The following is a 23,382-nucleotide window of genomic DNA, read 5'->3' on the forward strand; positions in this document are numbered from 1 at the left end:
TTACTTAATTAAATCGTTGGTTTTTTGGCTCATTTCGGCGACCTTCTCAATCAATTCTAATTTGTATTGATCTAATTTCGACGACAATGTAGCATCGCTGATGGCAATCATCTGTACAGCTAAAAGCCCAGCATTTTTAGCGGCATTTAAAGCCACAGTTGCTACAGGAACGCCATTGGGCATTTGTAAAATGGACAGAATGGAATCCCAGCCATCGATTGAATTAGATGATTTAACCGGAACACCGATGACAGGCAAAATTGTTGCGGATGCAACCATCCCTGGCAAATGTGCCGCACCGCCAGCACCGGCAATAATGACTTGAATTCCGCGAGATTTGGCACTTTGTGCATATTCGAGCATTTTGACAGGCGTCCGATGTGCAGAAACAATATCCACTTCATACGGAATGCCAAAATCCTTGCAAACTTGAATTGCATCTTGCATTACAGGCAGATCAGAGCTGCTTCCCATGATGATTCCTACCATAATTTTCTATTTAACTAACCACACGGATTAGACTTTTTACTTGTTCTGACTTTTCGATAATTTCCTCTTTTGTCGTGCCTAAAATGGTCACATGCCCCATTTTCCGAAAAGGCTTAGTCTGTTTCTTCCCATACAAAAAGGGGTATACCCCTGATATGGCGAGCGCTTCATTGAGCCCTTCGTATTTGACTGGACCGCTAAATCCAGCTTCGCCCAACAAATTTAACATTCCCGATACGCCTTTCGCTTTTGTACTACCTAATGGCAAGCCTGCGATGGCCCGCAAATGCTGTTCGTATTGAGAGGTTTCGTTACCACGTATTGTTTGATGTCCCGAGTTATGTGGCCTTGGCGCTACTTCGTTGATCAAAATTTCTCCTGTTGGAGTTAAAAACATTTCAACAGCTAATAGGCCTACAAGCTCCATTTTATCGATCAAGTCGACCGCAATTTTTTCTGCCTTCGCTGCTATTTCTTTTGAAATGGAAGCAGGTGAAAAAAGAAAATCTACCAAATTATGTTCCGGATGAAAAACCATTTCAACGGCTGGGAAGGCAGAAATTTGCCCCTGTTCGTTTCGTGCAACAATCACCGCTAATTCTTTTTCAAAATCAACCGCTTTCTCCAATAATCCAGGCGAATTAAATCCTTTTGACTGGTCGGCAAGTGAAGCAATCCGTTGAACCCCTTTCCCGTCATATCCCCCTTTGCCCAACTTATGGAAAGCTGGCAAGAAATCAGCATGCTTTGCGATATCGGCCTGGTTTTCAGTCAACACAAAGGATGCCGTTGGGAATCCGTGATCTTGAAAAAATTGCTTTTGAAGACGTTTATCTTGAATCATCCGCAAAATATGCGGCTGAGGAAAAACCTGCTTGCCTTCTTTTGCTAATTGTTCGAGCGCTTCAATATTTACGTGTTCAATTTCGATACTGATCACATCGAAATGCTGACCAAACTGATAAACTGCATCATAGTCCTGAAAGGAACCTACTTTAAAAAAGTGAGCCAATTCGTGACAGGGTGCTTCAGCATCCGGATCTAAACAAGATACCTTAATATCCAAATCGATCGCCGCTTGCAATAACATGCGACCCAGTTGACCACCACCCAAAAGCCCAATCGAAGGCAATGCTTTATACATAAATTGAAATAGAATGGATAAAATTACGGCTTTTGTTTTACCTTTGGAAATTATTTAGCTTCCCAAATCAAGAAATATCAAATGACAAAGCGCACAATGGTCCTGTTGGGATTTTTAGCTCTCGCAGTAGCCAGCCGATTTTTAATTTTACTTAATCCATCATGGGCGAATTTTTCCCCGGTAAGCTCAATGGCATTGTTTGCTGGCACTTATGCCTTAAATCAACGTCAAGCGATTTTATGGTCGATTCTTCCTATTTGGATTTCGAATTTAATTTTAAATAATGTGGTTTATCCGCAGTATTTCGATGGGTTTTCATTTGGCATCGATTTTGTTCATTTAAGTATTTTTGCAGGAATTGCATTCATTGGATCTCGCATTTCAAGTATTAGCTCGTTTGTGGGCGCAAATATTATCAGCGTATTAGGTTTTTTCATCCTTTCAAATTTGGCTGTTTGGGCCGGAGATGCCATCGGATATGGCTTTAAGGTGGGTAACGCAGTTGTTTACGCCAAAGATTTCTCAGGCCTGATGACTTGTTACGCAGCTGCTCTGCCCTTCTTGAAAAATGCAATTGTCAGTCAGTTCTTATTTTCCACTGTTTTATTCGGTGGATTTGAACTCGTAAAAAATAAAGTACCCGCACTTCAGCGCTAGTATCGATTCAAAAAAAATGCCCGAACTAACATTCGGGCATTTTTTTTAGTCTTGTTTGTAGACTTTTCCATCTCGCATGACGAATTTCATCTTCAGGATATCAGCTATATTTTGTGTGGGGTCCCCATCCACAGCAACGATATCCGCTAGCTTCCCAACCTCAATGGAACCAATCGAATCCGATTGACCCAGCAGATCAGCTGCGGCAACCGTGGCAGATTGAATAGCTTCCATAGCTGGCATGCCCGCCTCGTGCATCAGAATAAATTCATACAAATTCTTCCCGTGACCAAATACACCCGCATCTGTTCCAAAAGCAATCTTCACACCGGCCTTGTAAGCCTTACCAAAAGTAGATTGAATAATGGGTCCAATGGATTCCGCTTTCTTCTTCACCATTTCCGGATAGTAATTCGGGATTTTTGCTGAATCAGCTACCGAACGGCCCGCAATAATGGTAGGTACATAATAAGTTCCTTTGGCTTTCATTAAATCCATCACCTCAGGCGTCATATAGGTTCCATGTTCGATGGAACTAACGCCTCCCAAAATCGCACGCTTCATCCCTTCAGCACCATGCGCATGAGCAGCAACTTTAAACCCATAATCTTTCGCTGTTTGAACAATGACACGAATTTCATCCTCGGTAAATTGAGCACCCATGCCATCTTTGGCATAACTCAATACGCCACCCGTAGCCGTAATTTTAATTAAATCCGAACCTTCTTTGTAGCGCTGACGAACCGCCTTTGCCGCATCAGAAAGGCCATTGACAACACCATCTTCGGGTCCTAAATCTTTTTTGAATGTTTCATTTAGTCCATTTGCATCATCAGCATGCCCACCCGTGGAGCCAATCGACACACCCGCGGTGAAAATCCGAGGACCATCTACAATGCCTCGATTGATTGCATTACGCAAACTAATGACAACGTGGGAACCACCTAAATCACGCACCGTTGTAAAGCCAACATTAAGTGTCTTCTTCGCATGTACTAAGGCTTGGTAGGCTACATCACCCGGATTTTTAGTAAACCGATCTAAATAGGCACTTGGATTAGTTTCACTTTCCATGTGCACATGCATATCGATCAGCCCAGGCATAACCGTTTTGTTTTTAAGGTCAATGATGCGGTCTCCTTTGCCAGCGGGAATATATCCAGGTTGAATGCTTTGAATCTTTTTGCCTTCCACGACAATGGTCAAGGCAGTTTGTACTTTTCCGGCCTTCACATCGACCATTTTACCGCAGTATAATAACGTTTTCTGACCCAATAAGGCCAAAGGTGATAAAATTAATAGGACTAAAATCTGCTTCATCGTTTGAGTTGGTTTTGGGGTAACGCTGCCGGGGTCTTCAGACCCCGGCAGCGTTTACAATTCTACGCAAAAAATTGAATTTTAGCGTCCAGGAAACTAATAAAAATGGAAAATTATTCGTTAGTTGATGATTTCAACAACAAATCCACATGATTCCAAAAGCTTGGGTAGGATTTAGCGACTACACCAGGTTCATGAATGACAATCTCTCGCAATAGCCCCACAGGAGCAAAAGCCATGGCCATGCGGTGATCATCATAAGTATCAATTACAGGTACAATGCCCTGAGAAATAAATGAACCTGACACCGTGTAAAGTTCATTGGTTTTCATCTCGCGTAATTCGGCCCCCAGTTTTTTCAACTCATTTTGTAAGGCTAAAACACGGTCGGTTTCTTTCACCTTAAGTGATTCAACACCCGTTAGATGCAGAACGATATTTTTGACTGCAGCCACGACACTAATGGTTTGGGCTAAATCAGGACAATCGGTAAAATCCCATGTCAATTCCGACACGGCTTCGCATTTCGTGAGTAAATAACCCCGACCCGTAAATGTACTTTTTACGCCAAGTGGCAACATGATATCTCGAATCGCTGCATCACCTTGTAAGGATTCTTCCTTCAAGCCCAATAACTCCAAGGAACTATCTTCAAAAGGTGACAAAGCAACCATAGAATACCAATAACTCGCTCCAGACCAATCTGATTCCACGGCAAATGGAGCCGCGGCATATTGTTGAGCAGGAATTTCAATCAACCCTTGGGTCCAATCCACCTCAGCTCTGATGCCAAATTGGGCCATTTGCGCCAAGGTCATTTCAACATAAGGCTTTGAGCCCAAAGAACCCGTTATCTGAAGTGCAATTCCCTCTGGCAATAAAGGTGAAATCATCAAAATAGCCGAAATAAACTGAGAACTTACATCACCTCGAATGGACAATTCCCGACTTCCGGCATATTGAAAGCCGCCTATCTGCAATGGCGGATATCCTTCTTGATTTTCATAGGCAATGGAAGCCCCAAGTAAACGCAAGGCGTCTACTAAAATTCCAATAGGACGCTCACGCATGCGCGCTGTCCCAGTCATCTTTTTCGTTGCCCCAGTGATGGCATAATAAGCCGTCAAAAACCGCATCGTTGTCCCTGCATCTAAGACGTCTGCGATAGGGTTGGCCGAATCTGCTAGGAGACGGATCATGGTTTGCGTATCACGCGCCTCCGCCAAATTTGATAAGTTATCAATATCTCCTCCTGCTAATGCATTAATAATTAATGCACGATTACTCTCAGATTTTGATGAGGGCAAAGGGATAATTTCTTGAAAAGAATTTGAACGAGGGAAAAGGCGAATTTGACTCAAAATAAATATACGATTAACGTAATTTTAAGGTTACTAAAGAAATAACAGCAAGGATAATTCCAACGATCAAAAACCGGGTAACAATCTTAGCCTCATGGTAATTTTTCTTTTGAAAATGATGATGTAATGGGGACATCAAGAAGATGCGTCTACCCTCTCCATATTTTCGCTTGGTGTATTTAAAATAACCCACCTGCATGATGACCGACAAATTTTCAATTAAAAAGATGCCGCATAAAATGGGAATCAACATTTCTTTCCGGATTACAATCGCTAGGGTCGCAATAACTCCCCCAAGCATCAAACTCCCCGTGTCGCCCATGAACACTTGGGCAGGATATGCATTATACCAAAGGAAGCCGATACAAGCGCCAACAAATGCCGCACAAAAAACAGCCAACTCGCCAGAATTCGGAATGAACATAACGTTCAGGTATTGAGAAATCACTTTATTCCCCGACACATAGGCTAAAATCGCTAAAGCGATACCGATAATGACGGAAGTACCTGCTGCAAGCCCATCAATTCCATCCGTGATGTTTGCACCATTTGAAACAGCCGTAATGATAAAAATCACGACTAAAACATACACAATCCAAACGTATTGATCAGGAATAAAACTCGGCAATAACATATTGTAATCAAAAGAATTTCCCTTCATAAAAGGGACTGTGGTCAAGAGCGATTTATGATCTACAAAAGTGCCATCCGCAGCAAATTCACGTACTTTGATATGTTGGTTGAAGTACATCGTTAAACCTACAATGATACCCAAACCCACTTGGCCTACGATTTTAAACTTCCCGGAAAGCCCTTCTTTATTCTTTTTGAATACTTTGATGTAGTCGTCAGCAAAACCGACAGCTCCTAACCAAATCGCGGATGTCAGCAATAAAACAATGTATACGTTAGTAATTTTTGCGAATAATAATGTGGGGATTAGCAAGGACAATAGGATAATGAAACCTCCCATCGTTGGGGTACCCTTCTTTGCCATCTGACCCTCTAAACCTAAATCACGAATTTCCTCACCAATTTGAAGGCGTTGTAAACGATAAATTACGGCCTTTCCCCAGATAGCAGCAATACCTAAGGAGGTAATTACGGCAGCTACCGCACGAAATGTAATGTATTGAAAAACTCCAGCACCCGGAATATTTAAGCTTTTATCTAAGTATTCGAAGAGGTAATAAAACATGCCTTTGGGTGAGTGATGGGTAAAAATTTAAAACAATTGACAAATTTGCAAAAATTTATGGCCAAATCAAACTTTGGCAAAGGCTTCCGAAATGACCTGTTTGTCATCAAAATCATGCTTAACACCTTGAATATCTTGATAGGTCTCATGCCCCTTTCCGGCTACGAGAACAATATCCCCCGTATTCGCTAATTCCTGAATAGCCTGCTCAATAGCCCGTTTACGATCCGAAATTCGAATGACCTTATCAGCGTCAGCGGCTAAAATACCGGCCTGCATTTGATCCAAAATTAATTCGGGATCCTCAAAGCGCGGATTGTCGGACGTCAGCACGACGTGATCGCTATATTGTGCAGCCAATGCAGCCATGATTGGACGCTTTCCTGCATCGCGATTTCCGCCACAACCAACAACCGTAATAATATGTTGATGTTTTTGACGAATAGCTTGAATCGTTTTTAATACATTTTCCAACGCATCTGGCGTATGGGCATAATCCACAATGGCCATTTTATGATTGGGTCCGTGCATTTGTTCAAATCGACCAGTCGCCGTCTTCAAGCCAGAAAGTGCGATTAATACCTCTTCTTTATCTTCCCCTAACAAAATTGCTGTGGCATAGATGGCCAATAAATTATACGCGTTAAACTGTCCAATGAGTTGGGCATGTATCTCACTCCCATCTAACTCCAGTTGCAATCCAGACAATACATTTGCCTTTATTTTTGCTTTGTAATCAGCTGCCTCTAAAATCCCATAACTGGCTTTTTGGGCTTTCGTATTTTGCAACATGACTGTACCGCGTTTATCATCCACATTGGTTAATGCAAATGCCGACTTTGGTAAGGCATCAAAAAATCCTTTTTTGGCTTTGATGTATGCATCGAAGGTTTCGTGAAAATCTAAATGATCGCGCGTAATATTAGAAAAGATAGCCCCTTTAAATGTCAAGCCAAATATTCGTTTTTGCACAACCGCATGGGAACTCACCTCCATAAACACATGCGTGCAACCGGAAGCCAACATCTCAGCTAATAAGGCATTTAAATTCAATGCATCTGGCGTCGTATGGGTCGCCGGAATTACCCGATCTTCAATTTTATTCTGTACCGTTGATATCAATCCACATCGATGTCCCAAAGCCTTGAAGAGCTCAAACAACAAGGTAACACTCGTTGTTTTTCCATTTGTGCCTGTAATTCCAACTAGATTTAACTGTGTGGAGGGATTACCATAAAAGGCAGACGCGACTAGCGCCATGGCTTCGTTTGAATCTCCTACTTGTAGGAACAATATCCCTGCCGGCATTTCTTCAGGCAACTTCTCCACAACACATGCCGAACACCCTTGCGCAAAAACTTGTGGTAAAAATTGATGCCCATCCACCTGAGTCCCTGGAATTGCAAAAAATAACGATCCCGATTTCGCCTGCCGAGAATCAAAACACAAATGACTAATTTCTTGATGCCCCCCAACTTGTTGGATGATATCAATGGACTTAATTAAACTGCTCGAATCGTGGGACATAAATTAATGAAGCTGAATGGTAATGAGTGCATTTTTTTGAATGGGAAATCCTGCCGGTATCGATTGTGACTGAACAAAACCTAAACCTTGTGCACGCACTTTCAAGCCTTGATTTTCTAACACGAATAATGCGTCTCGCAAATTCATCCCAACTACATTGGCAACCTTTTTAGGTGCAAAACTTAGACCATAATTCTTCACTTCCTTTTTATTCAATTGAAATGACAACCAGCGCCCATCTTCTTCAATGCGAGGAAAGCCTAAATTGGCATATAAGATACTGTGATCCAACGGATGGATTAAATGATGCAAAGAGGCATTATTCAAAGAATCGGGCAAGTAGCCTGAAAGCTTGCGCTGAATTTTCATGTCCCTCGCATAAATATGATCCGAGATATCTTTAAATACGGGAGCGGTAACCTGTCGAGCATAAGTACCTTCTGAACTACCCAATGGCTTATCCATTGCTACGAGCATCGTATATTTTGGATTGTTGACAGGGAAATATCCAATGAAAGAAACATAATAGGTCCCTTTAATATAGTTTCCATTGACACGTCGCTGGGCTGTCCCTGTCTTACCAGCAATCCCATAGGGCGTACCCTTCAAGTTATTTCCTGTTCCACTTTCCACAACCCCTTTTAACATAATACGGATTTTATCCAACGTTTCTTTCGAACAAATGGGCTTAGAATCACGCTTCTGCGTTTGTGTATAATCAATCACGACCTCATTTCCTTTCGTCGCGTTTTTCACGATGATTGGTTGTACCCAATAGCCATTATTAGCAATGGCATTGTAAAAAGACAACAAGTGTAATGGTGAGGTGTTAGAAGAATAACCGACCGAAGTCCACATATACGTCAATGCATCCCATTTTGCAGGCACATTGAAATTAGGCTTTCCGGTGACGGGCTTAATTTGAAAATCTAAAGGATCCAACATATGAAAATTTCTCAAATAGTCGTACCATTTTGATGGTTTTGATCCAAAGACACGCTGCATCAACTTGATTGTTCCAATATTTGAGGAATGTTCAATGACACCCTGAGCTGTTAGGGTCCCATAATCATGGGAATCCGTCATTGTCTTATTGTAAACCGTATATTTCCCTCCGGTTGTTACTGTTGCCGTCAAAGGCATATGTGATTCTTCTAGCATAGCCATCATCGCTGGAAGTTTAAAAACAGAACCCGGATCATTTTCGGAGACTTCAATCGCATAATTAACAAATTCCGAATATCCGGTAGGCGATTTTTCGTTCTTCATAAGGTTTGAAATGGCCTTAATCTCCCCGGTTGCCGTCTCCATCACAATCGCCGTTGCATAATTACCCTTGTAGGCATCTAATGATTTCATCAATGCCAACTCAACGATGTCCTGAATATCCACATCCAAGGTCGTGTGTAAATCCAAACCCCGTTGAGGAAGAATTTCTTTATTTCCATCCAATGGGCGCCACATATTCTTATCCATCTTCTCGAAAATTCCATGCCCAGGAACTCCCGCTAATTCCTTATCGAAGGCGCCTTCAAGACCCACGCGCACTTTATCCTTCATATACCCAACGGTCCGATAGGCCGTTTGACCAAATGGCGCATAGCGAACATTGACCTTATCAAAAACAACCCCTGTTTTAATCGGATTTTTAGGGTGCAACTTAAATACAGGAAAGGTTAACACAGTTTTGCGCTCCTGAAAATCAAGCAATCGCATATTAATCAACACATAGGGTTTGCGCTGTTCGAAGCCACTCTTCAATTTATAATAATACTCATCGGCAGTTCGATCCTTATAAAATGCCGACAAATGCTCGGCTAAGGGACGCATATTCTTCTGAAAAACATCCCGCATTTTGGACGTTTTAAATACTGAAAAATCCATGCCCAGACGATATTTAGGCAAAGACGTTGCCAATAAACTTCCATCGCTCGCATAGATATTCCCGCGCACAGCCTCGATAGACCGCTCTTTTAAATATTTTGATGATGCATCCGCCTTCAAGGTAGGTCCATCCACAAAAACAACTTTAAATAAGAAAAACAGCAATAAACCAAAAGCCCCAAGCATAATGACAAAAAAGCCATTAAAGCGCTTGGTGATAATTTGGCGAATATTCTGTGTTGTTGACTTAGCCATACCTATTGCTCTTTTTCTGATTCTGCTACTAATTTAATCGGTGGAGTAAGGCTTACCTCCAACTTGTATTTTTTCATCGAAAGTGCCAAATAACTCTGTTTTCCTACCTTCATATAATCCGCTTTTTGAGTGGTATAGTCAGCACGAATCTCTTCCAATTCCATTTTTGTTCGCTCGATGCGGTGAATTTTACTTTCCGCCATCATGGTATAATAGATGTAAATCATAATTAAAACCGCGATGTAAATAATTTTCTTCAACAAGGCGACGGGTAATTCGCCCCCGGTCATGGAATCAATATTAAACAACAAGTCCATCACCCCAGTTTGTGGCTTACCTGCGGGTTCATTGGATTGATTTTTTACTGCATTTGCCATCTTATATTTTGCTAGCGATTCTCAATTTTGCACTCCTTGAACGTGGGTTCACTTTTAATTCCTCCTCAGAAGCTGTTATCGGCTTGCGAATTTCACTTTCCAACGGCTTATGAACCACCCCAAACATGTCTTTATCTTCTTTCCCAAAACAATCTCCTGTCCGGACGTAATTTTTAACCAAACGATCCTCCAACGAGTGAAAGGAAATCACACAGAGTCGGCCTGCTGGCGCAAGGACCTTGGGTGATTGTTCCAAAAATTCCTCTATCACTTTCAACTCCTGATTCACTTCAATCCGAATCGCCTGAAATGCCTGAGCGAAATAACGAAACTCTTTATTACGAGGAGCTAATTTAAATAAAATCTCCTTGAACTCGCCAGTCGTTTCAAGGGTCTTTTGCGTCCTCGCTTGAACGACAGCTAATGCCAAAGTTTTGGCATTTTTAATTTCACCGTACATCCCAAACAACTTCTGTAAATCCCCCGCTGAATAGGTATTTAAAACCTCCGCAGCACTTGTGGAAGCCGATGGTCCCATTCGCATGTCCAAGGGCCCATCAAAACGTGTCGAAAATCCACGCTCCGCGGCATCCAACTGAAACGACGAAACCCCCAAATCAGCTAATATCCCATCTACTTGCTTGACACCTTGTAATCGCAAATACTTCTCCAAATACCGAAAATTAGCCGTTATCAAAGTCAATCGATCATCATCAATCAAATCTGCCTGCTTCCATGCATCTGGGTCCTGATCAAATGCGTACAATCGACCTTCCGGCCCCAACGCATTTAAAATAGCTTTCGAATGCCCACCTCCCCCAAAGGTTACATCCACGTATATCCCGTTCGGTTTAATCGCTAAACCACTCAAACATTCTTGCAATAAAACCGAGGTATGGTAGGTACTTTCAGACATAATTCAAATTTACAAATTATCTGTCGGCAAGCATAAGCTTTTTTATCAGGATGTCGATTTTTTTGTGACAAGTTTTATCCGCTATCTTTGTCAAAATTATCAATCCCCATGAAATCAATCATTACTGCATTATTATTGATCTTTTTAAGTACTTATAGCTTCGCTCAAAATCCTGCAAGCGGACCTTGGCGTGGGGAAATTGACCACTTAGGAGGCAAACTTCCCTTCAACTTCATCGTAGCAAAAAACAAGCTAGACATCCGAATCCAAAATGGATCCGAAATTGCTACTTTAGGTGATTCCTATTTCCGAGGCGATTCATTGGTGATTCCCTTTGATTTATATGACTCAGAAATGGTGGGATCATTGAAAAACGAAAAATCTATCATCGGATTTTGGCAAAAAAAACGCAATGGAAAAACACTTTTTCGCATACCCTTTCAAGCGCAGGCAGGTAGCTCGGAGCGTTTTCTACAAACGAAACAAGCCAGCGTTCAGGTAAGTGGGAAATATTCTGCCGACTTTTGGTCGGACGAAAGTAATCATAGCTCAGGCGTCTTACTCTTGAATCAAAAAGGAAATCTAGTGACAGGAACCGTACTAAAAACGAGTGGTGATTACCGTTTTCTACAAGGAAATATCAGCGGAGACAGCTTGTTTTTAAGTTATTTTGACGGTAGTGGACTAATGCAATTCCGCTGCAAAGTCAATGGCAACCAAATTGATGGCCAATTCTATTCTGGCCTGGCAGGTAAACGCAATTTTAAGGCAATAAAAGATGACAAGGCCAGTCTTCCCGACCTTAAAAAACTCACGTATTTAAAGCCTGGATTTGATCGTCTTACATTCAGCCTACCTAATCCAGCAGGAAAAACAATCAGCTTGCAAGACGAACGATACAAAAACAAAGTGGTCATCATCGAATTGATGGGATCTTGGTGCCCTAATTGCCTCGATGAATCTCGCTTTCTGGCACCCTATTACAAGAAAATGAAAGACAAGGGCGTAGAAGTTATTGGCCTTGCATTCGAATATTCACCGGAATTAAGTATTTCTGGACCCAAAATTGAAAACTTCAAAAAGCGAATCGGCGTGGATTACGAAATTTTATTCGCAGGCCAACCAAATGACGAAACCATTGCGCAAGTTTTACCGATGTTGCACAAAATCAATGGCTATCCGACAACGTTCATCTTGGATAAATCAGGTAAGGTACGCGAAATACATACCGGCTTTTCAGGACCAGGAACGGGCGTTTACTACACGGATTGGATTCATGAATTCGAACAAACGGTTCAAAACCTCTTGAATGAAAAGTAAAATCTTCAGCATTTTGTTTTTATGTTTGAGCCTACCCAGTTATGCTCAAAAAAAAGCCTGGTATTATGTCGCTGGACTATCAAGTGCGAGTGCTATCCTATATGCTGATTATGCTAAAAATGAACAACAGAAATACTATCAGCATAACCTGATTGGCTTTCATACCTCAGTTGACGATTACCTTCAATATAGCCCTACACTGATCAACATAGGCTTATATCTTGCAGGTCTAGAAGATACTCAAAAACCCAAAGACCTGGTACCCGTATTTATTATTGGCACCGGAACCTATACCGTCATTACTCAGGGACTTAAATATGCCGTTGACGAAACGAGGCCTAACGGGAACGATCACAGCTTTCCCTCTGGACATACGGCCACAGCATTTTTTGGTGCACGCATGCTCGATCGCTCCTTCGGAAAAAAATACCCGGCCATTGCCATAGGCGGATACGCCTTAGCAACTGCCACAGGAGCATTGCGCATGGCGAATAATAAACATTGGGCATCCGATGTTGCCATGGGTGCCGCCATCGGTATTGCCTCCGCCGAGCTAGCAAATTGGGCGTACCCAAAACTCAAGAAATCCTTGGATAAAACTAGTTTGACTTGGGAACCTGTTGTAGCCCCCAACTTCTATGCTGCGCGTGTTCGTTATGCCTTTTAATGGACCAACAAATAGGTAGCCGCCCCAGCAAAATAACCGAGCAAGGCCAGAAATCCGATTCGTTTGGCGTACCATACAAAATCAATTTTCTCCATCCCCATCACCGCAACACCCGCTGCAGAACCGATAATCAGAATACTCCCTCCCGTACCCGCACAGAACGCTAGATACTCCCACATGGCGTGATCCAATGGAAATTGATCTATTGGATACATTCCCATCGTTGCCGCAACTAAAGGCACATTATCAACAACCGAAGAGGCAATTCCAATCACGGTAACAATGAAAAATTGATTCCCTAAACTTCCTTCCAAATAAGCAGCTAATCGGCCTAAATATCCAAAGGATTCTAGTGCACCAATAGCTAATAAAATGCCTAAGAAAAACAATACACTTGAAGTATCAATCTTAGTTAACGCATGCCCAACGGTATAAGGCTTTTTAGCCTCTTCATCCTTGTCGGCATGCAAAAACTCAGACAAAATCCATACCAAACCCAAAGCCAATAAGATCCCCATATAGGGTGGCAAATGGGTCACGGTTTTAAAAACGGGAACTCCCAATAAACTTAAAACGCCCGCAAATAACATGATACGACCATGACGTTCTTCTTCAATTGTCATTGATTTCTCCTGCTGAATCGCACCCAAATGACTCTTTCTCACCCAAAATGCGGCTACTGATAATGGAACCAACAAAGAAACAACCGATGGAACAAACAAACTCCTAACGATTCCCATAGCGGAAATCTGTCCACCAATCCACAACATGGTTGTCGTGACATCACCAATAGGCGACCATGCGCCACCCGCATTCGCTGCAATGACTACAACACCCACATAAAATTTACGTGTGGAACTATCGCTAATCAACTTTCGCAATAATGCCACCATCACAATGGAAGAGGTTAAGTTGTCTAATACAGACGAAAGGAAAAAAGTAACAAAACCAATAATCCACATCAATGTGGCAGGATTTTTAGTTTTAATTAGCCTGCTAACAAAATGAAAACCTTCGTGCGCATCAACTAGCTCCACGAGTGTCATCGCACCTAATAAGAAAAATAAGATTTCCGACGTTGAGCCCAAATGATGGGATAACGATTCTAAATCATGAGGCCCGCGAACTAAGGCGAAAACGACCCACACTAAAACACCGGTCACTAAGGCAGATGCTGTTTTATTAATTTTAATTGGATGTTCAAACGCAATGGCAAGATATCCAACAATAAAAATGATAACTGAAATTATTTCCATGACGTAAATATAAAAAAGAAAGTCAGGGTTTTATGCCCCTGACTTTCAAATATAAATCAATGTAAATCTCCTTATTTCAACTTAGCAACGGCCGATTTAATACGCTCGCAAGCCTCTTCTAATTGCTCATCAGCAGCAGCTGTAGAAATACGCATGCAATCCGGAGCACCAAAACCAGAACCTGCTACCGTCGCAACAAAGGACTCATTCAATAACCAAGTACAAAAATCATCCGAATCATGAATGGTTGTTGTACCATCTGATTTACCAAAATAGTAAGAGATATCTGGAAACGCATAAAACGCACCATCTGGCATATTCACCTTAAATCCTGGAATTTCACGCAACTTACCTACCACCAATTTACGACGGCGATCGTAGGCTGCTTTCATTTCATACGCATGATCCAATGAACCATTAAACGCTGCTACAGCTGCTTTTTGGGCGATAGAATTCGTTCCCGAAGTCACTTGGCCTTGTAATTTCTCTATTCCATCTGCAATCCATTTCGCAGCTGCAATAAATCCAATACGCCATCCCGTCATCGCATGTCCTTTTGCCACGCCATTAACCGTAATCACACGATCCTTAATTTCTGGAATAGAACCGATTGAGAAATGACCTCCTTGTGTAAAGTTGATGTATTCGTAAATCTCATCTGCCAATACAAAGATGTTCTCGTGACGTGCGACAACATTCGCGATGTCACGCAATTCTGATTCCGTATATACCGAACCTGTTGGATTGTTTGGCGAAGCAAACATAACCATTTTCGTCTTCGGTGTAATGGCTGCCTCAAATTGTGCAGCAGTTACTTTAAAGTTATTGTCAAAAGCTCCCTGAACAACGACAGAAACACCATCCGCTAATTTGACCATCTCCGAATAAGAAACCCAATACGGCGAAAAGATAATCACCTCATCACCTGGATTAATTAATGCAGCAATAGCATTTGCCAAAGAATGTTTCGCTCCCGTAGAAACTACGATGTTCTCTGAACCCCACTCTAAACCGTTATCTCGCTTTAATTTATTAGCAATAGCTAAACGCAAATCTGGATAACCTGCTACCGGCGAATATCCGTGAAAACCATCATCAATGGCTTTCTTTGCAGCTTCACAGATGTGTGCCGGTGTTTTAAAATCAGGCTCACCTACTGAAAGGCTAATAACTTTGTGACCTTGCGCAGCTAATTCACGCGCTTTTTTTGTCATTCCCAACGTGGATGACTCTTCTAATGCTTGAATGCGTTGGGCTAATAGGGATGACGACATAATATATAAATACTAAAGTTGAATTCGGGCGCAAATTAGCTATTTGAACGCTGAATTGCTAATAAACTTATGAAAAAGCACGCTTAATATTGTTTGCTTAACTTCGCATAGAAGCCTTTGGAATTCGTTAATAATTCGGTATGAGTACCCCGCTCAACGATCTCCCCCTTATCCACAACTAAAATTTGGTCAGCATGTTGAATGGTACTCAAGCGATGTGCTATCACCAAAACCGTTCGATTCTTCATTAAATTGGTCAGCGCCGCCTGTACCATTTTCTCCGATTCGTTGTCAAGCGCACTCGTGGCTTCATCTAAAATCAAAATAGGTGGATTTTTCAATACCGCACGAGCAATAGAAATTCGTTGGCGCTGCCCTCCCGATAACTTAGAACCTCGATCGCCAATCACCGTTTGATACCCATCCGCGCTTGCCTCAATAAATTCGTGCGCATTCGCAATTTTGGCCGCCTCAATGACTGCTTCCAAACTAGCAACTGTACCAAAAGCTATGTTATTGTAAATCGTATCGTTAAACAACACCGATTCCTGCGTTACAATCCCCATCAAAGCACGTAAATCTTCCAAGGGAATTTGCTTCAAAGGCACACCGTCAACCGTGATTTGACCGGACGTGGCATCATAAAAACGCGGTAGTAAATCAGCTAATGTTGATTTGCCCCCACCTGATGCCCCCACCAGCGCAATGGTCTTTCCTTTGGGAATTTCAAAACTTACGGATTTCAAAACAGGACGCCCGGGTACATATTCAAAACCCACGGCATCAAACCTAATGTTAGCTTTAAATTCGCTCACAGCCTGCACAGGTTCTTCTACCTGAATCTCCGAAACCGTATCCAAAATTTCAATGATCCGATCTGCCGAAGCCACCCCTCTTTGAATGCCGGAAAAAGCATCTGCGATTACTTTGGCAGGGCGCATTACTTGTGAAAATGTTGCGATAAAGGCGATGAAGGTCGAAGCACTTAATTCATTGTCTCCTGCAATCACTAAAATACCGCCATACATCAATATACCTGTCACCACCAAAACACCCAAACTCTCCGAAACCGGGGAAGTCAATTCCTGCCGAAAAACCATACGCAATAAGGAATGGCGGTAACGCAAATTGGTTTCTTGAAAGCGGGCATCCATAACGGGTTCCGCTCGAAATGCTTTCACAACGCGCATCGCACCAAATGTCTCATCCAACAAACTAATAATTCCACTCAAATGCTGTTGCACTTCTCCAGCCGCGCGACGTAAACGGCGCGTGATGAGCGCAATTACACCACCAGATAATGGCAAAATAATAAGCGAAAACAGGGTTAATTTCACCGACATGCTCGCAAGGAAAACGAAGAACATAATCAAGGTGAATATTTCTTTAAAGGTCGCCGTGAAAGCTCGACCGATACTATTTTCAACTTCTTGAACGTCCGTCGTTAAGCGCGACATCAAATTGCCTTTCTTTTGTTCTGAGAAATAACTCAAATCCATACGTATAGCACGTTCAAATACGGCCTGACGCAACGAGGCAATCGTATCAGCCTCCACCGTTTTCAAAATACGTTGCGAAAAATACCGGAAAATATTGGCTAACAAAACCGAGATGATAATCGCCCCGCATGCATATTGTAAAGCACCCAAACGACCATAGGACTCCAAAGCCCCATAAAAATAATGATTGAATACGAAGGAAAAGTAACTTGGTGTAACTGAAAACGCAGGCAAATGACGAAACATTGCCGCTTGATTTGCTGATGCTTGATTGAATAAAACATTCAACAAAGGAATCAACAAGGTGAAATTTAAAATCCCAAATAGACTACCTAGCAGTGAGAACCCGAAATATGGAAATACATATTTGCGGATAGAATTAGCATAGGTCAATAAACGGATATAGGTCTTCAACGGATTATTTCAAAATTTGAGGCAAATTACGACAATTTTCACATTTACTTACGTTCAGCGAGTTTGGTATACACATCAACATAGCTCGCGGCAGCCACCGACCAGTCAAATCGTTTGGACCATTCCTGAATCGACTGTTTTTTATCATGTTCCTGATAATCATTTAAGCCATTCACCAAGGTATCCCGCATGGAAGCCCCATCAAAGTCGGTGAAATAATAGGCATCCGGACCACCCACTTCAGGCAGGGAAGTAAATTGCGACAAAAATACGGGTTTCCCAAGGTGCATCGCCTCCACAACGGGTAAGCCAAAACCTTCTGCCAAAGAAGGAAACACGAAAGCTTCACAGTGCACATACAAAGCCATTTTATCTTCCTCGCTGACCGCTCCCGCAAAAATGACACGATCCAAAACACCCAGATCATTCGCTTCCTGCTTGATTTGCTCCAAATAATGTGCTTGCTGGGTTATCCCCGCGATGATTAACAAGCGATCATTTCCGACCAACAAGCGAGGCAAGACGTGAAAATTCTTTTTCTCTGCAATCGTTCCAATCGTAAATAAATAAGGTCGACCAGCAGCAAGCGCAGGATAAGATACGTCCGTTGATATTGTAGACCAATTACAGCCATTGGGTATAACTTCTTGGGGTGTATCGCCCAATACAAAATTCGCCTGCACATCACGTTGTGTGTATTCCGAAATAAATACGAGGTAATCGGCACGATTAATTTTCGCTTGTAACTGATCTCTAAATCGCTGCTTTTTTGCCTCCGATTTCCGGGCGTCATGCAGGTAATTTAAATCCTGAATGGTCAGTACGATAGTCGCCTGTGAATTGGTGGGAAAATATTCGGTATCCTGGTGTGTGGCATGCCAAATGAATGGGCCACTCACAGGTTTTAACCACCATTTATTCCAAAAATGTATTGATATACGTGGACTAAGCACATCGTTGGGCGAAAAAAAACGAATATGACAACGTTTCGAAATAGCTTGTCCCAGTTGGAGGCAAAAATGATATAAACCCGTGTTCGGGTATTTCAAGCGTTCGGCATCAAAAAAAACAGGAACCTTCACCTAAATCATTTTATAGTTACAATACTCACCAATTCGCCATCCTGTCCAATCTTCAATCTGCTGCAAGATTTTGCGTCGTAAACTCATACGTTTACGCAATGCGACAGGATCAAATTGAAAAGGCCATTGCATGGATTCAATTCGTTTTTGGGCGACTTGCGGATGCGTTCCCTCAAAGCGAGTCAACCGTTCTGCATTACCTAAATCAAATGTGAAATTTTCCGGCATATGTCGGTCAAGCCACGCATCATCATGGTAAAACTGATGGAAATTCCGAACCTTATTATTGAGCCCAGTGGGAGGTTTGACCCATCCATAATGATAAATCGAAGCATCAATTAACTTTGCATGTATCTTTTGACCTGCTTTTCGAAAACCCTGCGCATCTTTATACGAATGTACATCTTTGTCAAATTTAACCACGCGTATTTCTCTACGGTACCAGCGACGTGAATCCGCAATGAAATTATACGAACCGTAAAAATGTTTGTAATGGAAAAGTAATCCTTCTACGTTGGGGTCGTTTGCATTGTTTTGCATCGCCTGTAAAATGACGGGCAAATCTTTTTCATGGACACATTCATCTCCTTGAATATAAAATGCCCAATCCGTGTCCGGCGAAATCGCTTGATAGGCCTTATCCGTTTCTAAAGCAAATACGCGCCCCCCTTCTCGGGCTGATTCATCCCAGACCGTTTCAATGATTCGGATTTTTTCCGAAGGAATCCCTTGAATTAATTCGAGCGTTCCGTCATCCGAATTCCCCACAGCGACCACAAATTCATCGCAAATAGGCAAAATGGACGTAATGGCTTCCACGATAGGATAGTCATTCTGCACCGCATTTCGAATAAAAGTAAATCCGGCTACTTTCATCCTTCGTACTTGACTTTAATTCCATGGTAACGCTCTTGCTCCACATAATCCTTTCGCAAAGGATGGCCTTCCCAATCAGCGGGTAATAAGATCCGTGTCAAATTTGGATGTCCAATGAATTGAATGCCAAAAAAATCAAATGCCTCGCGTTCATGCCAGTCGGCGGTTTTCCAAATACCCGATAAACTAGGCACCTCTGGTTTTTCACGATCTAGGACAACCCGCAAGTGCAAAGTCACATGAAAAGGAATCGAGTAGAGTGTATAGATTACTTCCATTTGGCCTGAATCAACACCCAAGTCAATCGCCGTTACACAGGATAACGAATCAAAATAGGTAGTCGGATTCCGCCAAAGGAAATCACAGACAGCAACAAGGTCTTGGGTATGTAAGGTTAGTTGGCCTGATTTTTCATTCAGCTCAACCGATCGTTTCAGCTCATTTTCGAGTAATGCTTTGATTTCTAGCAAATCCATGATGTTACGATATGGCGTCTAAAATGCGTTGAGGAACGACCAAGGTTTCCCGATTAATTTTCTCTTGTAATTTCAAAATGCCCCCAATGAGTGCTTCGGGTCTAGGCGGACAACCGGGCACGTAAACGTCGACAGGAATAATCCGATCTACGCCTTTTACAACATGGTAGCCGTGTTCCCAATAGGGCCCACCGCAATTCGCGCAAGAACCCATGGAAATCACATAACGAGGTTCGGGCATTTGTTCATATAGCCGACGAATACGATCCGCCATCTTGAAGGTTACCGTTCCAGCGACAATCATCACATCGGACTGACGAGGGGAAGGCCGTGGAAACACGCCAAAACGATCCAAATCATAGCCTGCGGCAAAAGTTTGCATCATTTCAATGGCACAACAAGCTAATCCAAAGCTCATCGGCCATAAAGAGCTCGCACGCGCCCAGTTCAACAGGTCCTCTACTTTCGTAATGACAAATCCCTCTTCCTGAAATTCTTGGTCTAGTAAACTCTTCATTTAGCGTATGATGGTTAACGAACCGACCACATCCGGATAATCCGCATTAGGTTTAATTCGGTACATGTAAACACCCGTAGGCAATAATTTACTGTCTAATTTTCCACGAAAAGGTCTTTCTTCATAGGTTTCCCCCTTCCCTTCGAACACCGGCGTACCCCAGCGATCAATGACCGTGATAGTTGCCTCCGGATAGGATGAAATATTATCAATGGCCCAGTAATCATTTAAATCATCTCCATTGGGTGTTATCGCATCGTAAGGTTTTACTCGAGCCAGAATGATTACATCGATCGAGGCAAAGACATTACAACCTAGACTCGGGGCCTTACCTTTAATAATAAAAGAGGTCTTGAAGGCATTTCCACCCAAATCTCCTAATTTTTGAATATCAAAATAGGGCTGCAAAAGACGCGAGCCATCATTTCCATTTTTATCAACCATGCCCAAAGCGGGTGTCCAAGTCCACTCAATCAAAGGACTCAACGACCCATTCACGGGAACCAGAATAGGCTTAATGATTTCGCCTGGTTCCGGAGAGAACATCAAAATCTTGGAATCTGTCGCGACCCAAACATCTTTACATGGATTTGTTGGAACCGCCTGTGCCGATAATGCATACGATATTCCCAGAAAGAATAAAGAATACGTGATTTTATGATAAAAAGTAGAAATCGACATAAAGGATTTTAAGATACGCTTTAACCGTTTTGTAAATATACCTAAATTCACAAAAAATTTGTTCAATGTCGGTAGGCCATTTTTTCGATACGGATCTTTCGCAATTACGCGGCATGACTCCCACCCGTCTCAGTTTACTCCAAACAGAGCTGGGCCTATTCACGTTTGGCGACCTAATTCAATATTACCCCTTTCGCTACGAAGATCGAACACAGATTCATCGAATCGCCGAAATAACGGACCAAATGGAGCATGCGCAGTTCATTGGTCGCATTCGCTACAAAGAAAAACTGGGCAATGGATCCAAACAACGAATCGTCGCCGAATGCTGTGACGAGAGCGGATGCATCGAACTTGTTTGGTTTCAAGGAGTCAAATGGCTCGAAAAATCACTAGTCACCGGGGTTGATTATTTATTTTATGGTAAGCCAACTTCCTTTAACGGTCAGATGCAAATGACGCATCCGGAAATGGAGGTGTTTAAAGGGGCTAATCATACCGATAAATTTTACCAACCGGTCTATCCACTCACAGAAAGACTGCGTAAAAAATACATCGATAGCAAAGTAATCGCAGGATTACAGCGGACCTTACTCGGGTCTGCTTTCTCCCATATTCGCGAGACCTTGCCCATGGAAATCATCCAACAGTTTCGCTTGGTTTCCAAACAAGAAGCGCTTTACCACATCCACCACCCACAAAGTGAAAATTGGTTACATCAGGCTAGGCGCCGACTGAAATTTGAGGAATTATTCTACAATCAATTACGCCTCATTAAGCAGAATCTCGTTCGAAAAGAACAGTTTCCAGGTCAGGTATTCGCATCAGCTGCATTATTAACGACCTTTTACCAGGACCATATGCCTTTTGATTTAACGGGTGCACAGAAAAAAGTGATCCGAGAAATCTTTCAAGATATGAAGTCGGGCAAACAAATGAACCGCCTGTTACAAGGAGATGTAGGTTCAGGAAAAACCATCGTTGCCTTTATTTCCATGTTGCTTTCCATCGATAATGGCGCGCAAGCCTGCATCATGGCGCCAACCGAAATTTTGGCAGACCAACATTACCAGGGTTTGAAGAAATTTGCCGATGTACTTGGCATCACCATCGCGAAGCTGACCGGATCTGTCAAGAAAAAAGACCGAGTCGGTTTACTCGCAGATTTAGCTTCTGGTGAACTAAAAATATTGGTGGGGACTCATGCGATTTTCGAGGATGTTGTCCAGTTTCACAACTTGGGATTATGCGTCATTGACGAGCAACATCGTTTTGGCGTAGCGCAACGAGCCAAACTTTGGGATAAGAATAAACATATTCATCCACACGTTTTGGTTATGACCGCGACACCCATTCCGCGTACATTAGCCATGACGCTCTATGGAGATTTAGATGTTTCAGTCATCGACGAATTACCTGTAGGACGTAAACCGATTCAGACGACACATCGCTATGACAGTCACCGACTGCAAGTGTTTGCCTTTATTGAACATGAATTAGCGAAGGGCCGACAAGTCTACATTGTTTATCCGCTGATTGAGGAATCTGAAAAAATGGATTTCAAGGATTTGATGGATGGCTATGAAAGTATTTCACGAGCCTTTCCGGAAGTTCCGTTGGGCATTTTGCATGGAAAGATGAAACCCGCGGATAAGGATATCGAAATGGCGCGCTTTGTCAAACATGAAACCAAAATCATGGTGGCGACAACCGTGATTGAGGTTGGGGTGAATGTCCCTAATGCGTCAATCATGATTATCGAAAGTGCGGAGCGTTTTGGCTTATCGCAATTACATCAGTTGCGCGGCCGGGTTGGTCGGGGAGCAGAACAGAGTTATTGTATTTTGATGACGGATTATAAATTAAGTGCCGATACAAAGAAGCGAATTGAAACGATGGTTCGTACCAATAATGGCTTCGAGATTGCTGAAGTCGACTTACAATTACGAGGACCCGGCGATATTACAGGAACGCGTCAAAGCGGGGCAATTGATTTAATGATTGCGGACTTGGCGAAGGATGGTGAGATTTTAAAAGTTGCGCGAGAAACGGCGATCAAGATTTTAGAAGAGGATCCGCATTTAGCTTTTGACCGCCATTTAATGATTCGCGAACAAGTAATGCAGCAACGAAAAGAGACCACAAACTGGGCACGAATTAGTTAGCACCTTACCTTTGGCAATCCTCCAAGG

Annotated in this window: 21 protein-coding genes; 4 read left to right on the forward strand and 17 right to left on the reverse strand. The window is 42.5% G+C overall.

The annotated features are described in order from the left end of the window. Window positions 1–489 carry a 5-(carboxyamino)imidazole ribonucleotide mutase gene (gene purE / locus PQG45_RS10080; protein WP_315576938.1) on the reverse strand — a complete coding sequence of 163 codons (489 nt, stop codon included), beginning with the start codon at window positions 487–489 and terminating at the stop codon, window positions 1–3. 10 nt (window positions 490–499) lie between these two features. Next, window positions 500–1,633, reverse strand: coding sequence for a 5-(carboxyamino)imidazole ribonucleotide synthase (locus tag PQG45_RS10085; protein ID WP_315576936.1), 1,134 nt, complete (start codon window positions 1,631–1,633; stop codon window positions 500–502). A gap of 81 nt (window positions 1,634–1,714) precedes the next feature. Between PQG45_RS10085 and PQG45_RS10090 the strand changes: the two genes are divergently transcribed. Beyond that, window positions 1,715–2,290 (forward strand): DUF6580 family putative transport protein, encoded by a 576-nt coding sequence (locus PQG45_RS10090; protein WP_315576935.1) that lies wholly within the window; start codon window positions 1,715–1,717, stop codon window positions 2,288–2,290. Window positions 2,291–2,335: 45 nt separating this feature from the next. Here the strand turns inward: PQG45_RS10090 and PQG45_RS10095 are convergent, their stop codons facing one another. The 7 genes from PQG45_RS10095 to rsmH all read right to left on the reverse strand — a co-directional run bounded on the left by PQG45_RS10095 (window position 2,336) and on the right by rsmH (window position 11,128). Then, entirely contained in the window at window positions 2,336–3,610 is a 1,275-nt protein-coding gene (locus PQG45_RS10095) for a metal-dependent hydrolase family protein (RefSeq protein ID WP_315576933.1), read from the reverse strand. Between the two features lie 113 nt (window positions 3,611–3,723). Continuing rightward, window positions 3,724–4,971: a 3-phosphoshikimate 1-carboxyvinyltransferase gene (locus tag PQG45_RS10100; protein ID WP_315576931.1), complete on the reverse strand. Its 1,248-nt coding sequence runs from the start codon at window positions 4,969–4,971 to the stop codon at window positions 3,724–3,726. Window positions 4,972–4,984: 13 nt separating this feature from the next. Beyond that, window positions 4,985–6,169 (reverse strand): phospho-N-acetylmuramoyl-pentapeptide-transferase, encoded by a 1,185-nt coding sequence (gene mraY, locus PQG45_RS10105; RefSeq protein WP_315576929.1) that lies wholly within the window; start codon window positions 6,167–6,169, stop codon window positions 4,985–4,987. 66 nt (window positions 6,170–6,235) lie between these two features. After that, entirely contained in the window at window positions 6,236–7,696 is a 1,461-nt protein-coding gene (locus PQG45_RS10110; protein ID WP_316070805.1) for a UDP-N-acetylmuramoyl-L-alanyl-D-glutamate--2,6-diaminopimelate ligase, read from the reverse strand. Between the two features lie 3 nt (window positions 7,697–7,699). Continuing rightward, window positions 7,700–9,835, reverse strand: coding sequence for a penicillin-binding protein (locus tag PQG45_RS10115; RefSeq protein WP_316070806.1), 2,136 nt, complete (start codon window positions 9,833–9,835; stop codon window positions 7,700–7,702). Between the two features lie 2 nt (window positions 9,836–9,837). Then, window positions 9,838–10,212, reverse strand: a complete 375-nt coding sequence (locus tag PQG45_RS10120) for an FtsL-like putative cell division protein (protein ID WP_315576921.1) — start codon at window positions 10,210–10,212, stop codon at window positions 9,838–9,840. Window position 10,213: 1 nt separating this feature from the next. Continuing rightward, window positions 10,214–11,128, reverse strand: coding sequence for a 16S rRNA (cytosine(1402)-N(4))-methyltransferase RsmH (gene rsmH, locus PQG45_RS10125; protein WP_315576919.1), 915 nt, complete (start codon window positions 11,126–11,128; stop codon window positions 10,214–10,216). A 108-nt stretch (window positions 11,129–11,236) separates the two neighbouring features. Between rsmH and PQG45_RS10130 the strand changes: the two genes are divergently transcribed. Continuing rightward, the gene (locus PQG45_RS10130; protein WP_315576917.1) at window positions 11,237–12,448 is read left to right on the forward strand and encodes a peroxiredoxin family protein; all 1,212 of its coding nucleotides are present in this window, start codon (window positions 11,237–11,239) and stop codon (window positions 12,446–12,448) included. Continuing rightward, a complete protein-coding gene (locus PQG45_RS10135) occupies window positions 12,438–13,115 on the forward strand; it encodes a phosphatase PAP2 family protein (RefSeq protein WP_315576915.1) in 678 nt (225 codons plus the stop codon). Before PQG45_RS10130 ends, PQG45_RS10135 begins: the two co-directional genes overlap by 11 nt. On the opposite strand, the gene nhaD is transcribed toward PQG45_RS10135, so the two are convergent. The 8 genes from nhaD to PQG45_RS10175 all read right to left on the reverse strand — a co-directional run bounded on the left by nhaD (window position 13,112) and on the right by PQG45_RS10175 (window position 21,190). Further along, on the reverse strand, window positions 13,112–14,371 hold the full coding sequence (nhaD, locus tag PQG45_RS10140; RefSeq protein ID WP_315576913.1) for a sodium:proton antiporter NhaD: 1,260 nt from the start codon (window positions 14,369–14,371) through the stop codon (window positions 13,112–13,114). The genes PQG45_RS10135 and nhaD overlap by 4 nt on opposite strands. Before the next feature lie 71 nt (window positions 14,372–14,442). Continuing rightward, window positions 14,443–15,645, reverse strand: a complete 1,203-nt coding sequence (locus tag PQG45_RS10145; protein ID WP_315576912.1) for a pyridoxal phosphate-dependent aminotransferase — start codon at window positions 15,643–15,645, stop codon at window positions 14,443–14,445. Between the two features lie 83 nt (window positions 15,646–15,728). Further along, window positions 15,729–17,558, reverse strand: coding sequence for an ABC transporter ATP-binding protein (locus PQG45_RS10150; RefSeq protein ID WP_315576910.1), 1,830 nt, complete (start codon window positions 17,556–17,558; stop codon window positions 15,729–15,731). 44 nt (window positions 17,559–17,602) lie between these two features. After that, the gene (locus PQG45_RS10155; protein WP_315576908.1) at window positions 17,603–18,640 is read right to left on the reverse strand and encodes a glycosyltransferase family 4 protein; all 1,038 of its coding nucleotides are present in this window, start codon (window positions 18,638–18,640) and stop codon (window positions 17,603–17,605) included. Continuing rightward, the gene (locus PQG45_RS10160; protein WP_316070807.1) at window positions 18,641–19,516 is read right to left on the reverse strand and encodes a glycosyltransferase family 2 protein; all 876 of its coding nucleotides are present in this window, start codon (window positions 19,514–19,516) and stop codon (window positions 18,641–18,643) included. It abuts the gene before it with no gap. Beyond that, window positions 19,513–19,992: an NADH-quinone oxidoreductase subunit C gene (locus PQG45_RS10165; protein WP_315576903.1), complete on the reverse strand. Its 480-nt coding sequence runs from the start codon at window positions 19,990–19,992 to the stop codon at window positions 19,513–19,515. The genes PQG45_RS10160 and PQG45_RS10165 overlap by 4 nt, the downstream gene beginning before the upstream one ends. Before the next feature lie 4 nt (window positions 19,993–19,996). Then, window positions 19,997–20,509, reverse strand: coding sequence for an NADH-quinone oxidoreductase subunit B (locus PQG45_RS10170; RefSeq protein ID WP_315576901.1), 513 nt, complete (start codon window positions 20,507–20,509; stop codon window positions 19,997–19,999). Continuing rightward, window positions 20,510–21,190, reverse strand: a complete 681-nt coding sequence (locus PQG45_RS10175) for a T9SS type B sorting domain-containing protein (protein ID WP_315576899.1) — start codon at window positions 21,188–21,190, stop codon at window positions 20,510–20,512. A gap of 65 nt (window positions 21,191–21,255) precedes the next feature. Between PQG45_RS10175 and recG the strand changes: the two genes are divergently transcribed. Beyond that, window positions 21,256–23,355 (forward strand): ATP-dependent DNA helicase RecG, encoded by a 2,100-nt coding sequence (recG, locus tag PQG45_RS10180; RefSeq protein ID WP_316070808.1) that lies wholly within the window; start codon window positions 21,256–21,258, stop codon window positions 23,353–23,355. Window positions 23,356–23,382: the final 27 nt, after the last annotated feature.

The sequence above is a fragment of the Aquirufa regiilacus genome, assembly GCF_032470275.1.
GTDB classification, from domain to species: domain Bacteria; phylum Bacteroidota; class Bacteroidia; order Cytophagales; family Spirosomataceae; genus Aquirufa; species Aquirufa regiilacus.

Excerpts from the sequence above, each read along its gene's own strand:
- purE (WP_315576938.1), bottom strand. The coding sequence starts at position 489 with ATGGTAGGAATCATCATGGGAAGCAGCTCTGATCTGCCTGTAATGCAA.
- PQG45_RS10085 (WP_315576936.1), bottom strand. The coding sequence starts at position 1,633 with ATGTATAAAGCATTGCCTTCGATTGGGCTTTTGGGTGGTGGTCAACTG.
- PQG45_RS10090 (WP_315576935.1), top strand. The coding sequence starts at position 1,715 with ATGACAAAGCGCACAATGGTCCTGTTGGGATTTTTAGCTCTCGCAGTA.
- PQG45_RS10095 (WP_315576933.1), bottom strand. The coding sequence starts at position 3,610 with ATGAAGCAGATTTTAGTCCTATTAATTTTATCACCTTTGGCCTTATTG.
- mraY (WP_315576929.1), bottom strand. The coding sequence starts at position 6,169 with ATGTTTTATTACCTCTTCGAATACTTAGATAAAAGCTTAAATATTCCG.
- PQG45_RS10110 (WP_316070805.1), bottom strand. The coding sequence starts at position 7,696 with ATGTCCCACGATTCGAGCAGTTTAATTAAGTCCATTGATATCATCCAA.
- PQG45_RS10115 (WP_316070806.1), bottom strand. The coding sequence starts at position 9,835 with ATGGCTAAGTCAACAACACAGAATATTCGCCAAATTATCACCAAGCGC.
- PQG45_RS10120 (WP_315576921.1), bottom strand. The coding sequence starts at position 10,212 with ATGGCAAATGCAGTAAAAAATCAATCCAATGAACCCGCAGGTAAGCCA.
- rsmH (WP_315576919.1), bottom strand. The coding sequence starts at position 11,128 with ATGTCTGAAAGTACCTACCATACCTCGGTTTTATTGCAAGAATGTTTG.
- PQG45_RS10130 (WP_315576917.1), top strand. The coding sequence starts at position 11,237 with ATGAAATCAATCATTACTGCATTATTATTGATCTTTTTAAGTACTTAT.
- PQG45_RS10135 (WP_315576915.1), top strand. The coding sequence starts at position 12,438 with ATGAAAAGTAAAATCTTCAGCATTTTGTTTTTATGTTTGAGCCTACCC.
- nhaD (WP_315576913.1), bottom strand. The coding sequence starts at position 14,371 with ATGGAAATAATTTCAGTTATCATTTTTATTGTTGGATATCTTGCCATT.
- PQG45_RS10145 (WP_315576912.1), bottom strand. The coding sequence starts at position 15,645 with ATGTCGTCATCCCTATTAGCCCAACGCATTCAAGCATTAGAAGAGTCA.
- PQG45_RS10160 (WP_316070807.1), bottom strand. The coding sequence starts at position 19,516 with ATGAAAGTAGCCGGATTTACTTTTATTCGAAATGCGGTGCAGAATGAC.
- PQG45_RS10165 (WP_315576903.1), bottom strand. The coding sequence starts at position 19,992 with ATGGATTTGCTAGAAATCAAAGCATTACTCGAAAATGAGCTGAAACGA.
- PQG45_RS10170 (WP_315576901.1), bottom strand. The coding sequence starts at position 20,509 with ATGAAGAGTTTACTAGACCAAGAATTTCAGGAAGAGGGATTTGTCATT.
- PQG45_RS10175 (WP_315576899.1), bottom strand. The coding sequence starts at position 21,190 with ATGTCGATTTCTACTTTTTATCATAAAATCACGTATTCTTTATTCTTT.
- recG (WP_316070808.1), top strand. The coding sequence starts at position 21,256 with ATGTCGGTAGGCCATTTTTTCGATACGGATCTTTCGCAATTACGCGGC.